Below are 20,535 nucleotides of genomic sequence, written 5' to 3'. Positions count from 1 at the left end.
CAAATATAAAAAATGGTACAACCTGTATCTTCAACAAGTTGTACCACTTTTATTTTATCTATTTAGCTTTTAAAAATTGGCCTTCTTTACATATTTGTTTTTAGCAACAATGTAATAAAGCTTATTTTTAATTTTTACTGGTGCACCATAAGTCCTTACTTTCTTATGCTTGCGTAGAATTCTCTTACTTATGCGATTACCATATTGACCGTAAATAAAGGCATTATGCTTTAGTTTCAATTGCTTCGGATCAATATTGCCAGCAGCTATATACATTCCATCAGCCAAACCATAGTAGAGCTTACCATTAATGCGCTTAATGCCAACCGTATCAATGATCGAACCGGCTCCAAAAATCAATTTATTGCATCTCACACCTTTTTCATCATATAGATAAGCATTATGCATGATTGTTTTTTCGACAGTTGCGTTTTCTTTCGTGCTTTCAGGAACGCTTACTGGCGTAACCTCAACATTTTCTGTCTTAGGAACAATCTTCTCAATATTAACCTTGCTTGCCTTAATGTATTGGTTTGTACCAATGATAAAGTACTTTTCACCACGAATGTTGACTACATCGCCATAAGTATGAACGGTCTCACCTTTCTTAATAACACCCTGATTCTTAATCTTATTGCCGTACTTATCATAGACTGAGGCATCATTCTTTAGTTTTTGTACCAAATACTTAACATTGCCAATCGCCAAATAGTATTTTCTATTATTATCACCTCGATCAATCAAAATGTAGTACTGATTGCCATTAATATTTTCTATGCCATAAGTCTTAACAATTGAACCGGCTCCAAGAATAATCTTATTGCACCTCTTACCGTCAAGATCATAAACATAAGCATTATGCATTAAGGTAACTTCCTCGGCATTGGCTACAGAGGTATCAACATCCTTATCTCCATCAGTTCCTGGCTTAGTTGCTACAGGTACTTGTGAATTACCAGAACCGTCTGATGAACTTCCAGAGCCACCCGAATTAGAATTATTAGATGAACCATTATTTGTTGCTTCAATTTTAGCAATAGCAGAACTTATATTATTTAAATCAGTTTGATTTTGTTCCTGTGCTTTAGCTAATTCTTCAGCAGTAGTCGACTCACTAATCCGTTTTGTACCATTTTGTTTAGCCTGACTAATCTGTTCCTTTAACTGATCATATTGATCTTGACTTAACTTCTTAGCAGCTAAATCATCGTCAATTTGCTTTTGTAATTTAGCAGTGTCTTGATCAAATTTAGTTTGCGCAGCAGCCTTATCAATTTCAACATTAGATCCACCAATAATGGTAATTCCATCATCTCGATGCTTGTCGATTGAACTAGAATCGTCGGAATTATCGATCTGATCTTTAGCATCCTTAGAATTTTTATCAATCTGATCTTTAATATCCTGCTTTTCTTTGTCAGTGTATTTTGAACCATCCGGTTTCTTGGTCTCATCTTTATCAAGCTTGTTCTTGGCATTGGCAGCAGCATCATCTACTGCACCCTTGGCAATTGCTTTTTCTGCATCGAGCTTACTCTTTTTAATCTCATCGAAAGTATTACCTGTAACATGTTGATGAGTATTCCAAGCACTATCGGTTGCACTCGTGATAGCTTGAGCACCGTAATCCTTGTGGAGTTTATCAATTGCTTCTTGATACTTTTGTTGCAGCTCCTGATCAGCTTTAGTTCTACTTTCATTCGTAGCTTTGTTAACTATGCTTTGAATTTCATTTACCGCATTGTTAGCAGCATCGCTAATTTGACCTTTTATCGTTTCTAGATCACTAGCTGAATTAGAAATGTTAGAAATGTTTTCCTTACCTTTTTTGGCTTGGTCTTTAATCGCAGCTATCATCTGATTTTTCATGTTTTCGTCAATATCATCATTTTGAATAAGTTCGCTGATTGCTTTATCAGAAGCAACTTGGACAGTTTCCTTACCCTTAAGCTTGTTCAAAGCTGTCATACCCTTATTGTATGCAGCAGTGACCTTTTCTATTTCACTAGCATTTTTTATTCCTTCAATGCTATCTGTAATATCTTTAATATCAGCAGCATAATCTGGATTCGATTTTTGTCTATCAGCTAATTCGTCAAGGCCCGTTTGCAGACCTGCAACATCACCGTCACCAACCAGCGCATTATTTTTATCAATAGTGACCCATTTAGAAGAATTTTTAATAATATCGTCAATTTCTCGACCAATTTGTGCTTCATCGGTTGGTATCTGGCTAATATCTGTTTGCTTTTCAATCTCAGTTTTAGCATTTTCATAGGCAGTATCTACTAAATTTTTAGCAATTGTCTTTTGCACTTGAGTCAACTGTGATTGATCAATTATTTGCTTGGCCTGAGCCTGCTTATTCTGCAAGATTCCTTCAGCAGTAGTCTTGGCACCTGCAAGATCAACATCGTTCTTGATTTGATCAAATCCTGGTATTTTTTCACCATTTGATCCTTGAGAGCCCTTAGAAGCGGCATCAACAATGTCCTTTGCTTCTTGGGTTATTTCATCAATCGTCTTATCTGTTCCATCCGGCTTTTTATCAGAAATACTGTTGATTTTGCTTTTACTGCTGTCAAAGATATCTTGAATCTTTTGCTTTTGTTTGGCTTGATCGCTAGCAGACAATCCTGATTTTTCGATAGCTTGATCAGCAGCAGCCTTATTTATTTGCAATTCATTAATTGCATTTTGCTTAATTTGATTGATTGCTTCAATTCTGGCAATAGCAGAACTTATATTACTTAAATCTGCTTGATTTTGTTCCTGTGCTTTAGTTAATTCTTCAGCAGTAGTCGATTCGCTAATCCGTTTTGTACCATCTTGTTTGACCTGACTAATCTGTTTCTTTAACTGATCATATTGATCTTGACTTAACTTCTTAGCAGCTAAATCATCGTCAATTTGCTTTTGCAATTTAGCAGTGTCTTGATCAAATTTAGTTTGTGCAGCAGCTTTATCAATTCCAACTTCAGATCCACCAATAATGGTAATTCCTTCATCACGGGCATCATCTGTATCAGTTTTACCAGTTTTATCGTCTTTCTTACCTGTAGTTTGATCTATTTTGTCTTTAGCATCCTTAGAATTTTTATCGATCTGATCCTTAATATCCTGCTTTTCTTTGTCAGTGTATTTTGAACCATCCGGTTTCTTGGTTTCATCTTTATCAAGCTTGTTCTTGGCATTGGCAGCAGCGTCATCTACTGCACCCTTGGCAATTGCCTTTTCTGCATCGAGTTTACTCTTTTGAATCTCATCAAAAGTATTACCGGTGACATGTTGATGAGCATTCCAAGCACTATCGGTTGCACTCGTAATAGCTTGAGTACCGTACTCCTTGTGGAGCTTGTCAATTGCTTCTTGATACTTTTGTTTTAGTTCATCATCAGCTTTAGTTCTACTTTCATTCGTAGCTTTATTAACTTCACTTTGGATATCATTTACCGCATTGTTAGCTGCCTGCGAAATCTGATTCTTCTTTGCTTCAGGATCACCAGTCGGAGCAGTTACGTTAGCGATATTTTGCTTACCTTCCTTAGCATGATTCTCTGCATTCTGAATAAGTTCATTTTTCTTATCTTGATCCAAATCATTGTTAGCATTAATATCAGCTTTAGCTTTATTAAGACTCTCATTGATAGTTTCCATTCCCTTGAGCTTATTCAAGGCAGTTATTCCCTTGTCATAGGCTGCACTGATTGCTTGAATGTTATCAGCTTGCTTAATTGCAGTGATACTATCAGTAATGTCCTTAATGTTGCCACTATATTCAGGATTTGCTTTCTGTTCGGCAGTTAACTTGTCAAATTGCTCTTGCAAACCATCAATACCTTCAGTACCATTCAATGCATTGGTTTGATCAGTTTTAACCCAACTAGATGAATTCTTAATAATGTTATCAATCTCTTGACCAATTTGTGCTTCATCAGTTGGAATTTTACTAATATCTGTTTGCTTTTCAATCTCAGTTTTGGCATTTTCATAGGCAGTATCTACTGCATTTTTAGCAGCAGTCTTTTGCTCTTGGGTCAGCTGTGACTGATCAATTGTTTGCTTAGCCTGAGTCTGTTTATTTTGCAGAATTCCTTCAGCAGTAGTCTTGGCACCCGCAAGATCAGCATCATTTTTGACTTGATCAAATCCTGGTATTTTTTCACCATTTGGTCCTTGATAACCCTTAGAAGCGGCATCAACAATGGCTTTTGCTTCTTGGGTGACTTCTTCTACGGTCTTATCAGTTCCATCTGGCTTTTTATCAGAAATATTATTAATTTTATCCTTACTACTGTCAAAGATATCTTGAATCTTTTGCTTTTGTTTTGCTTGATCGCTGGCAGACAATCCTGAATCTTCGACAGCTTTATTAGCTGCATCTTTATTTTGTTGTAATTCAGCAATTGCCTCCTGTTTAGCTTGGAATATTGCTTCTTTTGTCTTAGCCAAAGTGTAAACTTTGTCAACACCTGCTTCACCAAAGTCGGCGGTTTCTCCGTTTTCTGGAATACCTTTTTCAGCATTTGAAAGCTTATTCTTTGCAGTTTCTAAGTCAGCAGCCTGCGCGTTTTCAGGTAAATTAATTGCCTGAATCTTTTCTTTTGCCTTTTTAACTGCCTGATCAACCTGATTTTGTAAGTCTTGCTTTTGCTCATCGCTTAGATCTTTGGCAATACTATTGATATCGCCCTTATCTTTTACATATTGATCTAATGCACTAATCTGCTTATTCTTCTCTGCTAATAAACTAGTTGGCAATTTAGCATTATCAATGTTTTGCTTAATTGTATCTTCAATTTTAGCCAAATCATCAGTATCTGTTGCTTGATAAATATTAGTAATTCCTTGTTGTAATGCATGGTTGATAGCTTGCTCACCAGTAGCAACTTCTGTCGAAGACAAATTTGGATCTTGTAAACTTGTTTTAACAGATTGAGAATACTGCTTTAAATCATTAATTACCTTATTCTTTTGCTCAAAGCGTTCAGTTAAATGATTTAATGCATTAACACCGTTAGCCGCTGCCTCATTTATGGCTACATTAGCATCTTGAGAACTATTTTTAGCAGCTTGAATATTTTTAGCAGCTTTAGAACGTTCTTGTTCAATCTGTTCTCTCATTCTTCCAGCTAATTCAGGATCATCGTTAGCGATCTTATTAGCGGAAGCAGTTGCTTTATTAACTGCATCTTGTAATTTTGCCAGTGCTTCATTTAAGTTCTCTGCGCTGGTGATTGCAGAGCTGATGCCATTCAAATCAGATGTATTTTTAGCAATCGCATCATCCAGGTCTGTTTGCTTTGTAGAAGAAGTAATTCTGGTTTCACCATCACTACGTACCTTGTCAAGCTTGCTCTTTAAGTCATCAAACTGATCTTGACCAATCTTTTTATTCGCTAAATCATTATTAAGCTGAGTTTGCAACTTATTTACTGCTTCTTCAAAACTAGATTTAGCTGCTGCCTTATTAGCAGTAAGCTGTTCGTTATCAGCTGTATTAACAATATTAGTTATTGTGGTTGTCCCATTATCTTTAGCTGTCTTAACTTCATCTTGGTTTTGAGCTTTATCAACATTTGCTTTTGCCTTGTCACGTTCAGCATTAATTGTAGTTTCATCTTTCTTATCTTTATTAACAGCATCTTGAGCAAGGTGATCCAAATCAGCTTTTGCCCTATTCTTTGCTGCTTGCAATTTTGCCGCTGTAACAATGTCATCAATGTTCTTTAATCCGGTGTTCTTTTCGGTATCAATATTTTCCTTAGTAGCACCCTCAACATTTGCAACAGCACGATCATGCGCTTGTTGCAATGCATTTTGGTAGTCTGCTTTTTGCTGGTCAGTTAAGTCTATCAGATTGCCAACATCACCTAATGCACCAGTATTTTGTGTCTTGTCTCCTAGTTTTTGATTTAAAGCATCGATTGCTTCTTGCTTTAATCTCCGAGTGTTTTCTGCATCACTTGATTGAGCAATTGATGTGATATTCTTAATGCCATCAATAGCATTACCTTTTATCTTGTTTACAGTATCAATATCTTGCGCTGCGTCAACATCAGATACTCCCAGCTTGGCAACAACATCGATAGCATCTTGATCTTTTGAATCAGATAGATTCTTCTTAGCTTCGTCTGCTGCTTTTTGAATAGCTTCTTTAGCTTGCGATTTAGTTGCTGACAAGTTTGCCTTTGATTCCGCGTTTCCAATAGAATTAATTGCGTCATTATAAATATCAGAGACATTCTGCTTGTTCGTTGCTTTTTTAATCTGAGCTTTTGCATTTTGCGCAGTTGTATTAATACTATTAGTGACGTCATCAAAAGTAGATTTAAGTTCAGTTTTAGCCTCATCACTTAAGGAGTTATATAAATCATTTAAGCGCTTAATGGCCGAATCAGCGGCATCATCAATTTGCTTACTTGCATTATTTTTAAGAGTATCTAAGCCATTACCTTGTGACTCAGCCAAATCAATTGCTTTTTCACCGTCTTTTTCAGCACTATTAGCTGAAGCGATATCAGTTTGGTTAGTTACTTTTGCTTTCGCACTGTCACGAGCTGACTGAATTGCGGTAATGGTTTGACTCTTAAGATCTTGCGAAATGTCCGTTGAAGATTGAATCCGATTAATAGCTTGTTCAGCATACTGATCAAGCTTTTGTTGATTAATAATCTTGTTGATATTTAAATCTGTAATAACATCGTCAATATTCTTTTTACCTTGCTCTTTTTCCGAGGTAATTTGGTCAATTGTTGCAGGAGAAGGATTATTAACTTTACTTATTGCAGCATCATATGCAGCATCAACTTTTTTCCGCAGCTGATCTTTGTTTGCGCTTGTAACTTCATCCAAGTTACCAATCTTTTGGTAAATTGTGTTTTTCTCAGCTAATAATTCAGAAATTGCCTTATCCTTGGCTGATTGAATATCAGCATCTTCTTGAATTTTATTTAATTCCGCTTTTCCATCATTTAAAGCTGCTTGTACTTGATCCTTACCAGCCGCTTGAATAGCAGATTGAGCATTATTAAACTTTTCGGTAATTTGATTATAATATTTAGTCTTTTCTGTAGGTGATAAATTAGGATCATTTGTAATATGATTCCGGACATTGTCTACCGCTTTTTGTAAATCATTAAGCGCATTTTGCTTTTGTTGTGCTAATTTTTGCGATTCAATATCGGATGAAATACTGTCGGCTACACTCTTAATATCTGCTATTCCTTTTGTAGCATGATTAGTGATATCTCCAAGCTGGTAATCTACAGCTATTGCCTCGGTGGCTTGATCATAGTATTTATCAATTTGATTAAGCTTATCTTGCCAACTACTATCACTAATTGATTTTGCATCATGCGCGTCATTGAGCACTTTTTTAGCTGCTTCTTTGGCATCACGTAAATCTTTAATAGCTTTTGACCTAGCAGCCGAAATCTGAGCATCATTCAAATCACGGTTAATATTAGCTTCACCATCTTTTTGAATTGAAGCTATTGCATCAACAACTGTAGTCGCATCAATTTTATCTGTAGCTTCCTTAACATGCTTATCAATTAAGTCCTTGTAGTAATCCTTACTTGTTTGACTAAGTTGGCTATCAGGAATTTGGTCAATTGCATTCTTAGCAGCAGTTGCTTCATCTGCAAGTTTTTGTTTAGCTGAAGTTTTAGCAGTTTCTACTACTTCATTAGCTTTACCTTGAGCTTTGGTTACCACGTTATCAATGTTGCCATTAACTGTATTTACCAAATCATCAATCTTAGAACTTTGTGTCGTTGCTAAATCATTAACTCCTTGATCGGCTAAATCATTAACCTGCTTATGATATGCGGCTTTTTGTTCGTCAGTTAAAGAATTAATATTATCGATAGCCTGATTGGCCTGCTCTTGCTTTTGACGAATCTTTTGCGTAGCTTCAGTGATTTGCTTATTAAGTTGACCCTTTTCTGTTTGAGCAGCTAGCAATTTGCTTAAAGCGTCAATTCCATCGTTTCTGACAGAATCAATTGCTTCTAAACTATCTGCCTGATCAATCTTTTGATTATAGCCAACTGGCTTTTGCTCATTATTGATTAATTTTCTTGCCTGCTCTTTGACATCATCAATATCTTTTGCAGTCAAGCCAGTAACATTATCTAGTTGATTTTCAAAATCTGATTCAGCATCATTTAACTTCTTCTTAGAAATTTCTTTCAAAACATTTTTCTTTGCTTGTTCTTCTGCAGCATCAATATCAGTTGCTTGATCAATAGCAGTCAAGCCAGCTTTAATTGCTTGGTCAATTGCAGGAGTCGTAGTAACACCGATATTGGTGTTACTTGTTTGACCAAATCCTACCAATTCAGCCTTAGCTGCCGCTTTAGCAAAAGCATTTTGTGCCTTGGCAATTCTCTGTTTGATAGCATTTTCATCCGAAGTGCCATAGATAGATTCATTAGCATCATAACCATCAGTTCCAGGCTGCGCTGTAGCTAATTTAACTGCATTATCAATTTCGGTTAAATAGCTAGCTTGATCAGCAGCTGATAACCCAGATTCTTGCACACGCTTTTTGGCTGCCTGTGCAGCATTAATAATGTTTTCTGCTTCTTGGTCAGCATATACCTTATCAATTACATCTAGACCTTTAGAGCCATCAGGATCATCCCCCGTTATGACATCATGAACCGCCTTATTTAGTGCATCCTTTATTTGTTCAGCTTTATCTGTATGCTTTGTAATTTGATCCTTAGCAGAATTTTCAAGCTTGGTTATTGCATTAATTGTATTTTGTAAAGCAGTAATTGCATCTTGTGCCTCTTTTTGATGACTTTCAACGGACGACTGATCCTCATCTTTATCAATGTCACCCTTATCTGCAATGATTGCCTGCGGTCGATTAAGTCGATCAGCCAGTGCTAAGATATCATCTTTTTGCTTTTGATCTAGATTTGTATCTTCTGCAATACCTTGCAAAGCCGATTTAACCTGCTTAATTTGACTATCTAAATCTGCCTTAATAGCGTCTTTATATCCTTGTGCTACATGATTAATTGCATCAACACCTGTTTCTTTTGCCTTGGTAATTTCTTCAGGAGTTTTTGCAGCTTTAACTTGGTTAATGGCATTATCCCGCGCTTGCATTATTGTAGCGGTTTGAGATGGATATGAATTAATTTGCTTATTGGCAGCATCATTTAACTCATTAATTGCATCCGCACGATTAGTTTCAGTTTCTGAAGATGATTTAGCATTTTTTAATGCTTGCTCAATGATATCTATAGCTGCTTGTTTCCGATTATTAACTTCAACATAGGTATTTGCACTTGGATCGTAAACCGAGGTAGTTTTATTATCATCCGTAATTGTTTGTGAGGCTGCTGCAGCTGCTTTAGCAATGGCATCATTAAATGCTGCGTTTTGTTCTGGAGTTAGATTATTCGGTAGATTAGTTTTTGCATTATTAATAGCATCGTTAATTTCTTGAGCTGCATGATTACGCGCTTCGTTAAGAGTTTGAATATTTAAGTTCTTAGAAATTGGCCTACTTCCTGAATTAATTTCGGTTTGATCATAGCCAATAAAGTTGGCACTTGGAGATAGTTCTACTGAATATGCTTTATTCAACTTAAGTACTTGCTCGGCTGGAATCGTAAATTCAAATGAACCATCATCATTAACAACAGCAACAAATTGTGTAGGTAATGGATCAAGAGAGCTATTGCCTGTATCTCGTAATGAATCATTTGTATCCGCATACGGATTGGCTATTAGTTCATTACCGTTCGCATCTTTTGGTGACCAAACAGACTTATTTTTATTACCGTCAACTAAGTTTGCTGTGATATAAGCCTTAGTAGCTACAGGTAAAACTAAACTAAAGATGTTTTTTGGATGTTGCAAATCAGTATCTGGCCCGTCCAAGGCAGCATCATAATTAATTACGCTTCCTGCCTTACCTGAAATTGTTTGGGATCCATCACTATTTCTAACAACATCAACTTTACTTGGATCAATATCCAAAAATCCACTTGGATTAGCTGGAATAAAACTAATGTTGTTATAACCGAAATTATTTTGGTTATTAAAGGCCTTCTGAATGATATCTTTAAAAAGACTGTCATAAGTGGCATTAGTACTTGCAGCCGTTTGTAAAGAAGTGATTACGTCTGGTGGTAAAGCTTCGAACTTAATCCCAGAATTGGCCATTTTGTCCTTTAAATCAGTCAAATCCTTTTGGGTAATTTTACGAAGTCCATTCAGTAATTCAATATTATCAACAGAAATTGTTTGATTAGTCTTCCTAACCTTTAAAACATGGAATGGTGGCAACTGAAGCTCATTAATATTAATGCCTAATCCACTTAAATCAAATTTTTGTCTAACGTTAGTAATAGTTATTGGCATTGAACCAATAATACTGGTATTAGGGTTTTTATTTAAGTGTGCATCCAAAATTAAAGAAGTCGGGTTATTAACAATTAAAGTACCACCCTGGACATCAACTAGAGTAATAGCACCAGTACCGGCATTATCCAACAATCTGATATTAAAAGCACCATTTTCGATATCAGCTTTACCTTTGATATAAACCAATGTATCTGAATAGTTACCCATATTTTGACCAGTAACATTCAGTGTCCCTCTTGGCCGAATATTAAAATTACCACCATCGTAAATAACATTTCTTCTATAGTTAAAATCAGCGATATCGCCGTTAGTATTTATATTTACCGTGGCGTCATTTAAAATATTAAAGGTCGAAGTTGTACTATCATTGATGTAAATGGCAGTAGCCTGGTTATTATCATATTGCCCTTTATATTTATCATTTTGAACTACAATATTAAGCGTCCCGTTAACATCAACGGATTCATTATTACCTCTTAAAACAATAGCGAAAATGGTTCCAGTCGTTTCTGCAGGATTACTAAGCCAACTAGTACCATCACTATTACCACGAGGATACAAGCTAACTGTTGCTCCTTTATCAATAGTGACCTTGTTATAATCACCAGACATTTCAATTACATTACCGCCATATGTTTTACCAACAAATGTTCCTGAAAAAGTAATTGAGTTGTTATCACCAGTATATTGGAATAATTGCTGGTTATTTGCATCGGATGGTCCATTAACATCATATGGTGTCTTAACTGTTTCTGCAGTGTTATTGCCGACAAAGAAAATATGCGTATTTTTGTTGGTATATATCATCTGAGAACCGTGAAAATCAACATTTTTAAAAGTGATGTTAGCATAATTATCACCTATCAAATCATATGCCCTTGCAATACCATAAAAGTCAGCACTCCAAATGTTTAGGTTTTCATAAGTTAAGTCCAAAGAAGTATATCCATTTAAATTAGGGTGATTACCTTTGAAATTGATTGTATATTTATCCGTTCTTTTATCAGCATCATAACTCTTAATAAGTAGGGTTCTACCATCAAAGTCGAATCCAACCCAGTTGATGTTATTATCAGCAACAATATTTTGCATAATATCGATTTCATTAATAGTTTTATTTTGATATGCATTTCTAAATTGTGCCCAATTATATACGTGAGCTGCACCATTAACAATTGTTGGCAGATAACCGGTTTTATTATCGTTTGCAGTTAAGTCAGTGTCTTTTTTCTTAATGCTGTCAGGAGTTTTTCCTGATTGATCACCAGTATTTGCTGGATTATTATTGTCTTTTGAATTATCTGGTAGTTTACCATTATCCTTGCTATTATCACCTGATCCAGTAATATCAGAGGATTGATCTGAATTGGAACCTTTTGAGTTATTTTTATCCGTTTGATCTGAATTCGAGCCATTTGAATTAGTTTTATCCGTTTGGTCTGAATTCGAACCATTCTGATTTAATTTGTCCGTTTGATCTGAATTATTAGTGCCATTTGTATTTTGTGTTTGACTATTTTGATCATTATTAACGTGATTATCTTTGTTTGTTTCGCTACTAGTTGAACCTGACGAACTAGGTTGAAGTTTGGTTGAGCCAGTTTGAGTAACAGTACTTGCCTTTAAAAATGAGGTCAGTCCTGAGTATGTAGATAAATCTGGCTTTACATTTTGATCTGTCTTATTTAACGTTGTATCAGATTGGTTTGTATCAATATTTTCTTTTTTTTCTTCCTGTTCTGAACTAATATTATCGGCTTTTACAAATTGAGTATTCATTCCAAAAAAAGTAAAACCAAGCAAAACAGAAGCAGCGCCAACAGTGAATTTCCGAATTGAAAATCGCTCCTTTTTATTTTGCATGTTCATTTTTCTTTTCTTTTCGTTCAAATTATTTTTTCCTAACATAATTAGCCTCCCTATAAAGACACCTTATATCTTTCATTTTATTGGCACGGCTAATAAATGCTAATATATTGCTTGTTATTATATTAAAAATACAGTAGTTATTGTTATCTTAAATAATCATTTTTATATTTTAAGAATTTTGCACAATAACTTAATTTCCTGAAAGCGCTGGAAAGCAAGTCCAACCATCAATTTAGCAAATAGAAGATAATATATTTTTGAAAAAGCTAAGTTTATTTAATAAAATTATATTATATCTTTTTTATTTTATATATTTATATAGATAATAAGAATAAATTATATATATGCATAAAGTTTAAACAAAAAATGCCACAAGCTATTACCAAAATAACTTGTGACATTTTTTTATTTAACTAAGTAAAATTTCTAATTAGAAATTAGCCTTTTTTACATATTTATCTTTAGTAAAAGCTCTTACATGAGGAAAAGTATTATCTGGAAGTACGTTACTAAATAAATCATCACTTATACTGCCTTATTTTTTACTTGATTTTATAAAGATTCCATGATACTTAATGTTATTTTTACATTAGCAAAATCAATATCTAAAAAGCCAGAAGTATTAATCAGAATAAAGTCATTATTTTTGTGAATTGGACTTAAAAGTTGCTAGAATATTATAGTACTAACTAAAATACTTTTAATAAATGGTAAAGCTACTTTGAAAATTGGCAATATCTAAATTTTGCGGCACTTTAGCATTGTTATTTGATTATAACTCATTGAAGTCTTATTTAAGGTGTATATATAGACTTAAGATTATTAACTTTCAAAATACCGACACGTTAATTGGTATTTTGAATCCACTACTTGCACTAGTTTTGACTACTGTTCTATCATTGGTCAAGTAAATTTCAAAATATACCATGTTTAATGTCAGGATAAACCTGAATAATCTTCCTTGAATGTAACGAAACCATCATATTTATTCATTTATAAATTAAATTTAAATTTTACTAGTTTTCTACTTTAAGTTCCATTATTACCTATATTTTTGATCTTCAATAAATTTGAATTAACTTTAATATATAAAAACAAATAAATAATTATTTTCTGTAATTTCATAGTCCTTGACAATTATTAAGTCTTTAAGTAGTATTAAATATGATCTGAGTCGAACTAATGGCTTAATTATTTATAGTTGACCGGTCAAACATAAAACATGCGAGATTGTAAATAACTTTCGAATCGGAATACTATCATTTTGCTAGGATCCATATTCGTTGCGATACGTCTCATTTTTTGAACACTGCGGGTTCAACAGCATTGTTTTGCTACTTTAGCAGACTCAGATTTCTTTAAAATATTACGAAACGGTCTGTTGGCCGTTTTTTTTTTGGAGAAATTAATGATTCTTAAATTTATTATGGTCATTTACTTAGTAATCATATTAGCTACTGCACTTTACTTATGGAGTAACCGTAAACGTTACTTTTTAATTTACAGTCAAAAAAATAACGCTAGTTTCACACTTATCATGTCATGGACTGCAATCATTCTCACAATAGAATGTATTCTTGGCTGCTATCTGTTATTTCAGTCAAATAAGTATTTGAATTTAATAACATTAATTCTTAGTTCTAGTACTATTTTAATTTTTAGCCTTTTAATTAATCAAAAGAATGATTAATCTGATAAAAATTTGTTAAAATAAATATAAGAGAGGTGTTTTATATGATGAAACAATATCACCGTATACAGGTGGCCGTTGATGGATCAAAAGAAGCAGAACTGGCCTTTGAAAAATCTGTTGCTGCAGCTAAGCGTAACGAAGCTATACTTGAAATTTTACATGTCATTGACACGCGTTCATTTCAAAATGTTTCGAGTTTTGATTCGGAAATGGTCGAACAGGTTTCAAACGACGCTAAAGACAAACTGCAAAAATATTACGACGAAGCTAAGGAAGCTGGTGTTGAAGAAGTACACTTTTCAATTGAATTTGGCTCTCCAAAATCAATCATCGCTCACGAATTTCCTAAGAAACATCAGATAGATCTAATTATAGTCGGTGCTACTGGCTTAAATGCAGTTGAACGAATTTTAATTGGTAGTGTTACCGAGTATGTAACCAGAACTGCTGATTGTGATGTTCTAGTCTGCCGTTCAAAAGAAAGCCAGGATCTAATTTAAACTAAAAAAACGCTTCAAAAATTTTTGAAGTGTTTTTTATATTTTTATATAATTAACTAAAAATCACCAGTCTGGCTAAACATATAATCCTTATTATGAAACTTCATTGATAAAATCATTCCGATTCCAATCATGTTTCCAATTAAAGCTGATCCGCCCTGTGAAATAAAAGGTAATGGTATACCGGTTAAAGGTAACAAATCAATACTCATTCCTATATTCTCAAAGACATGAAATAAAATCATCATAATTACTCCAGTTGAAACGTAAGAATAAAAAGCATTTTTAGTATCAAAAGTAATGCGAACCATTTGAATAATCAAATATAAGTATAATAATATAACCGCAACACTACCTACAAAGCCAAGGGATTCACCAATAACAGAATAAACCATATCGGAGCCGCGAACTGGAACATATACGCTTAAATTGCCAAAGCCATTGCCAAAAATCTGTCCAGAACCAATTGCCTGCATGCTTTGCCACAACTGATAGGCTGCTTTTGAAGTATCAGTAGAAGGATTAAGCCAAGACATAATCCGACTAAACTGATACGGCTGAAAGAAATGGCTAAGAAAAGACTGTCCCCCAGCAGTAGTAACCATAAAAATAGTTACTGCTCCTAAGATAAAGACGGCTACAAACATGGGCGTGATGATTTTCCATGATATTCCTGAAACTAATACAACGCCACCAACAATAGCAATAAACACTAGCATGGTCCCAAAATCATTTTGTAATTTTAACAAAATTGCAATTGGGAGAAGCCAGGCAATCATTTTACCAATGAGTAGCCAATCATTTTGTATTGTATGTGACAACTTTTGGTTATGCTCATGAACAACTCGTGCTAGCATTAAAATAAATGCTGGTTTCATAACCTCCGAAGGCTGAAATGAAATTGGGCCGAGCTTAAACCAACTCTTTGCACCAGCATCAGCTGCGATACTACGGTTATAAAAGAATAAAACTGCAATTAGAAGTATTATCCCAAAACCATACACATATGGTGCAATCCTAAATAATTGCTCTGCATCAAACTGAATCACAAAGACAACAATTAATAGTGAAATAACATACCATAATCCCTGCATTAATACAGCCTTTAGTGGACTACCCATGTGGCTAGGATCATCAATCGCAGCAAAGTAGATAGAATAGAGCCCAATTGACGCAAGAATTAAAACTGGAATTACAATGTTCCATGCTATTTGATCAAAAAGATTCGTTTTGTTTTGTACTTTTACCATTAATTATCACTATCCGTTATTGCTAACTATTTTTCGTGTAAAACAAAGTAAGAAAGCAGATCATTAATACTACTTTCTAAGCTATTTGAAAACAAAACACTATTAGTTTTTCTAGTTATGACACGATAACGACCTGAAACTTTTTCAATTAAACCAATCACTTTTTTATCGGGAACTACTACTTCCCAAGTTGGATTTTCTTTTTCTTTTAATTCATTTATATTAATATTTATATTTTCTGGCTTTTTTGACATAATTTCTCCTATTTCACAAATGTATGGAATTTTTTTGTAATTATTTCATCCTCATAATTTTCTGGATGAGGATTACGAAAAATAGTAAATTTGCCTGGCACAGGGTCTACACCGCCCTTTACGAACGGATTACAACGCAAGATTCGGAAAATTCCCATGACTAAACCAAAAATCGGTCCAAATTTCTTTAATGCATCAATCATATAGACTGAACATGTCGGATAATATCGACAGCTTTTAGGTAAAGCTGGAGAAATAATCCTTTGATAAATTTTAACCAAAAAAATCAGTAACTTACGCAAGTCAACCTCCTAAAACTATTAATGACGTTGATGCTTTTCGATATTCTTAAGCAAAATACCCGTTCCCAGAGCTACAGCTTCAAATGGATGATCTGCAGTCAATACAGGAACTTTAAGATAATATGAGATAAGTTTATCAATATTTTTAAGTAGCGCTCCACCACCAGTAAGCATAATGCCACGATCAATAATATCAGCTGATAATTCAGGCGGTGTTTTTTCTAGAACATCTTTTGTAGCTGCAATAATAGTCATTAAGCCATCATGAAGTGCTTCTTGAATTTCAGGTGCTGAAACTGTCACCTGCTTTGGTAAACCATCAACAACATCTCTACCACGAACTGTAATTTCTTTCTCTTTATTCGGCTCGAAAGCACAACCAATTTCAATTTTAATTTGCTCAGCGGTACGTGAGCCAATTAAAAGGTTATGCTTGTTTTTTATATAAGAAACAACTGCTTGATTCATATGATCACCGGCATAACGTAGAGACTGACTAGTTACAATTTCACCCATTGATAAAACAGCAATATCAGTCGTCCCACCACCTATATCAATCACAATATTTCCCTGTGGCTTAAAAATATCAAGCCCAGCTCCAACAGCGGCAACTTTAGGTTCAAAGTCTAAATAGACTTTACCGCCACCAGATTTTTCAGCTGCTTGAATTATTGCCTTTTGTTCAATTGACGTGACGCCTGTTGGAGCACAAATTAGTATGTTAGGCTTCGACATGAAACCTTTAACATTTAATTTTTCAATAAAGTAAGACAGCATTGCTTCTGTAATATCAAAATCGGCAATAACACCATTTTTCAATGGTCGAATTACCCGAATATTACCTGGTGTTCGCCCAACCATTTTATATGCCTCCGTACCAACGGCAACAACTTTATTCGTACTTGTATTAACAGCTACAACTGAGGGCTCACTTAAAACAATTCCTTTACCAGACACATTAATAAGCACATTGGCTGTCCCTAAATCTATTCCTATATTTTTTGCCACGATAATCCTCCATAAATATTCATTGTATATTTTACCATAAAGATAACAAGTTTGCTGTTAGCCTCATTCGTTTAAGTAAGTCTTAAAAGAAATTACTCAGTTGCAAAGACGTATCAATTAGAGTAATGAAAAAGTTGCCAACTAAAAACCCTAAAGCAATTGCAGCAAAAATCAGCAAAAGCTGAGCCTCAAAAATTTTGCTTTTTCTAATAATTTTCTCTACTTGAACGCTTTTCATAATTTGAAACGATAAACCTATTGTAATCAAGTAAATTACAATACTAATTAGGGCGTGAACACCAAGTTGAAACATACTTCTTCTCACATTTCTTCAATTAAATAAAAACGGATGCACAAAATTGTGCGTCCGTTAAAACTTTAATACTATTTACTTGAATTGTAAACACTAATTCTGTTTACAGCCCTTCTTAATGCAACTTGAGCTCTTTCCAATGATCGTTGATCATGCGCAGCCTTAGCTTCTTTCATCGCATTTTGCGCACGTTTCCGTGCCGCTTCAGCACGCGAAACATCAATATTATTAGAACGCTCTGCACTATCTGCAATAATGGTTGCGACGTTATTCGAAAATTCAAAGTAACCGCCGCTAACAGCAATATGATTGACAGCATTATTCATCTGCCGACTACGTTTTACTTTGATTTCGCCAATTGCAAGAGGCGTTAAAATCGGTAAGTGATTGTACATAATTGAGCGCTGACCATCTATTGCCCGCATTTCCACAATACTGCAATGATGTGAAAAAATTAGCCCATCTGGAGTTACAACATTAACCTTAAAAAGCTTTTCTGGATCTGCCATGTGACATCACCCTACTTTTCTAACAATGCTTTAGCTTCAGGATCACTAGCTGTTACACCCATATCTTTTGCTTTTTGCAAAACATCTTCGATTGGGCCTACACTACGAAATGCATCTTCAGGAAGATCATCCAAATGACCATCTAGAATCATCTTAAAGCCTTTAATTGTTTCTTTAATTGGAACATATGAACCTGGAACCCCAGTAAATTGTTCAGCAACGAAGAAGTTTTGTGACAAGAAGAACTGAATCTTACGAGCACGACTAACAATTACTTTTTCTTCATCAGATAATTCATCCATACCTAAAACAGAAATAATATCTTGCAGTTCATGGTAACGTTGCAAAATATGTTGTACACGAGTTGCAACATCATAATGCTCCTCACCAACTACTTCAGGATCCAAAGCGCTTGATGTTGACTCTAAGGGGTCAACTGCTGGATAGATACCTTGCTCAACCAAGCTACGCTCCAAATTAGTAGTCGCATCCAAGTGAGCAAAAGTAGTAGCAGGTGCTGGGTCAGTATAGTCATCAGCAGGCACATAAACGGCTTGAATTGAAGTAATTGAACCCTTCTTTGTCGAAGTAATTCTTTCCTGCAATTGGCCCATTTCAGTTGCCAAAGTTGGCTGATAACCAACGGCACTTGGCATTCGACCAAGTAAAGCTGAAACCTCAGAACCAGCTTGGGTAAACCGAAAGATGTTATCGATAAAGAGCAACACATCTTGCCCTTCAACATCTCTAAAGTATTCTGCTAAGGTTAATCCAGTTAATGCAACTCTCATTCTGGCACCAGGCGGCTCATTCATTTGTCCGAAAACCATGGCGGTTTTACTCAAAACGCCAGATGCTTTCATTTCAAAATAAAGGTCGTTACCTTCACGAGTTCTTTCACCAACACCAGTGAAAACGGAAATACCACCGTGTTCTTGTGCAATGTTATGGATTAGCTCTTGAATAATAGTTGTTTTACCAACACCGGCACCGCCGAATAGCCCAACTTTACCACCACGAACATATGGCTCTAGCAGGTCAATAACCTTAATTCCAGTTTCAAGTATTTCTTGACTAGTTGTTAATTCATCATACTTTGGTGCATTACGGTGAATACTATTACGAGCATGATCCTTATCAAATTTTGGACCATTATCGATTGGTTCACCGAGAACATTAAACACACGTCCTAAAGTATCGTTACCAACAGGAACGGATATTGGACCGCCGGTATCTTCGACTTTCATTCCGCGACGGAGACCATTGGTAGATTCCATGGCGATTGTTCTTAAAACGCCATCCCCAAGCTCTAGCGTGACTTCAAGGACAATAGTTTCATCCTCTGATTTAACTACACGCAAAGCATTGTCAATATCAGGTAGGTTTTTATCAAGTGGAAATTTAACATCGACAACCGGGCCGATTACTTGAACAACTTCACCTTCACTCAAAACATCTACCTCCTTTTCTCAATTTATTTCAAAGCATTAGCACCACTGACAATTTCAGTGATTTCAGTGGTAATTTCTGCTTGTCTTGCACGGTTTAATTTAGTTGTCAAACTTGAAACCAAGTCATTAACATTGTCTGTCGCACTCTGCATAGCAGTCATTGAGCTTGCGTGCTCTGCTGTTTTTGCGTCCAAAATAGCTCCGTAAATAGTTGAACGAGCATATTGTGGAATTAAAGTGGTCAAAACTGCGTTAACATCTGGTTCAATATCATATTCTAAATCTCTGTGTGCTTCAGCTTCTTTGATTCCAATATCAATATCGACAACCGGTAACATTTTTTCAACTCTAAATGCAGAAGACAAAGAGTTAATGTGGTGCGTATAACAAACATACAGTTCATCATAAACACCATTTAAATACATTTTGATCGCTGTTGAGACGATTGGTAAAACCTCATCAAATGTGGGAACATCAGAAATAGCAGCATTTTCATACACAACATTTAAATTGTTCTTTTTAAAAAAGTCCGCTCCTACAGAACCTACTGCTAAAATTTTAATATCTTTATTTTCAGCTTTGGAATCTTCAACAAGACCCATCATATTTTTAATGACAGCACTGTTATATGAGCCAACAAGACCACGGTCACCAGTTACAACTAAATAACCAGTTGATTTGACCTTTTTCCTTGCTTGAACCATATCAGAAACAATTCCTAAGCCAAAAACATTTTCATAATCGATTTTTCCAATACTATCTTCATCAACGGTAACATTTTCTTTTTGTAAATGTCGGACGACTTCTGCACTCATCAAGCGAGACAAGGTTTGTCTTACATGATCGTTATAAACCGTGTAGCCCTCATCACGCTTTTCAGTTTGATTAAGTTTTGAAGCAGAAACCATTCTCATGGCTTCTGTGATTTTACCGGTTTGCTTAACTGAAGCAATTTTTTTCTTCAACTCAAGTAAAGATGCAGGCATAAGCTACC

At 35.0% G+C, this 20,535-nt stretch carries 10 protein-coding genes; 1 reads left to right on the top strand and 9 read right to left on the bottom strand.

Features of this window, described 5'->3' with window-relative positions; translation table 11 throughout:
• Window positions 1-69: 69 nt before the first annotated feature.
• Entirely contained in the window at window positions 70-12,300 is a 12,231-nt protein-coding gene (locus J3U54_RS04440; RefSeq protein WP_267385232.1) for an SLAP domain-containing protein, read from the bottom strand.
• 1,695 nt (window positions 12,301-13,995) lie between these two features.
• Here J3U54_RS04440 and J3U54_RS04435 point away from each other — a divergent pair.
• A complete protein-coding gene (locus J3U54_RS04435; RefSeq protein ID WP_103752241.1) occupies window positions 13,996-14,454 on the top strand; it encodes a universal stress protein in 459 nt (152 codons plus the stop codon).
• Window positions 14,455-14,510: 56 nt separating this feature from the next.
• Here J3U54_RS04435 and J3U54_RS04430 read toward each other — a convergent pair whose 3' ends face one another.
• The 8 genes from J3U54_RS04430 to J3U54_RS04395 form a co-directional block, all read right to left on the bottom strand.
• Complete coding sequence (locus tag J3U54_RS04430; protein WP_267385230.1) at window positions 14,511-15,704, bottom strand: FtsW/RodA/SpoVE family cell cycle protein; 1,194 nt, start codon at window positions 15,702-15,704, stop codon at window positions 14,511-14,513.
• 26 nt (window positions 15,705-15,730) lie between these two features.
• Window positions 15,731-15,958, bottom strand: a complete 228-nt coding sequence (locus tag J3U54_RS04425; RefSeq protein WP_103752239.1) for a DUF2969 domain-containing protein — start codon at window positions 15,956-15,958, stop codon at window positions 15,731-15,733.
• Window positions 15,959-15,966: 8 nt separating this feature from the next.
• On the bottom strand, window positions 15,967-16,260 hold the full coding sequence (gene yidD, locus J3U54_RS04420; RefSeq protein ID WP_103752238.1) for a membrane protein insertion efficiency factor YidD: 294 nt from the start codon (window positions 16,258-16,260) through the stop codon (window positions 15,967-15,969).
• Window positions 16,261-16,278: 18 nt separating this feature from the next.
• Window positions 16,279-17,268, bottom strand: coding sequence for a rod shape-determining protein (locus tag J3U54_RS04415; RefSeq protein ID WP_103752237.1), 990 nt, complete (start codon window positions 17,266-17,268; stop codon window positions 16,279-16,281).
• A gap of 82 nt (window positions 17,269-17,350) precedes the next feature.
• Window positions 17,351-17,581, bottom strand: a complete 231-nt coding sequence (locus J3U54_RS04410; RefSeq protein ID WP_103752236.1) for a DUF1146 family protein — start codon at window positions 17,579-17,581, stop codon at window positions 17,351-17,353.
• Window positions 17,582-17,652: 71 nt separating this feature from the next.
• On the bottom strand, window positions 17,653-18,090 hold the full coding sequence (locus J3U54_RS04405; RefSeq protein ID WP_103752235.1) for a F0F1 ATP synthase subunit epsilon: 438 nt from the start codon (window positions 18,088-18,090) through the stop codon (window positions 17,653-17,655).
• A gap of 11 nt (window positions 18,091-18,101) precedes the next feature.
• Window positions 18,102-19,541 carry a F0F1 ATP synthase subunit beta gene (gene atpD, locus J3U54_RS04400; RefSeq protein ID WP_220221053.1) on the bottom strand — a complete coding sequence of 480 codons (1,440 nt, stop codon included), beginning with the start codon at window positions 19,539-19,541 and terminating at the stop codon, window positions 18,102-18,104.
• Window positions 19,542-19,564: 23 nt separating this feature from the next.
• Window positions 19,565-20,527, bottom strand: a complete 963-nt coding sequence (locus J3U54_RS04395; RefSeq protein WP_103752233.1) for a F0F1 ATP synthase subunit gamma — start codon at window positions 20,525-20,527, stop codon at window positions 19,565-19,567.
• Window positions 20,528-20,535: the final 8 nt, after the last annotated feature.

The sequence above is a fragment of the Lactobacillus sp. B4007 genome (genome assembly GCF_026535895.1).
Lineage (GTDB): Bacteria > Bacillota > Bacilli > Lactobacillales > Lactobacillaceae > Lactobacillus > Lactobacillus panisapium.
Note: the sequence above shows the minus strand (reverse complement) of the source record. Positions and strands in the feature narration are given on the sequence as shown.

Bases quoted from the DNA above. Each gene is read 5' to 3' on its own strand.
- J3U54_RS04410 (WP_103752236.1), bottom strand. From the start codon at position 17,581: ATGTTTCAACTTGGTGTTCACGCCCTAATTAGTATTGTAATTTACTTG.
- J3U54_RS04440 (WP_267385232.1), bottom strand. From the start codon at position 12,300: ATGTTAGGAAAAAATAATTTGAACGAAAAGAAAAGAAAAATGAACATG.
- J3U54_RS04425 (WP_103752239.1), bottom strand. From the start codon at position 15,958: ATGTCAAAAAAGCCAGAAAATATAAATATTAATATAAATGAATTAAAA.
- J3U54_RS04395 (WP_103752233.1), bottom strand. From the start codon at position 20,527: ATGCCTGCATCTTTACTTGAGTTGAAGAAAAAAATTGCTTCAGTTAAG.
- J3U54_RS04430 (WP_267385230.1), bottom strand. From the start codon at position 15,704: ATGGTAAAAGTACAAAACAAAACGAATCTTTTTGATCAAATAGCATGG.
- J3U54_RS04435 (WP_103752241.1), top strand. From the start codon at position 13,996: ATGATGAAACAATATCACCGTATACAGGTGGCCGTTGATGGATCAAAA.
- J3U54_RS04405 (WP_103752235.1), bottom strand. From the start codon at position 18,090: ATGGCAGATCCAGAAAAGCTTTTTAAGGTTAATGTTGTAACTCCAGAT.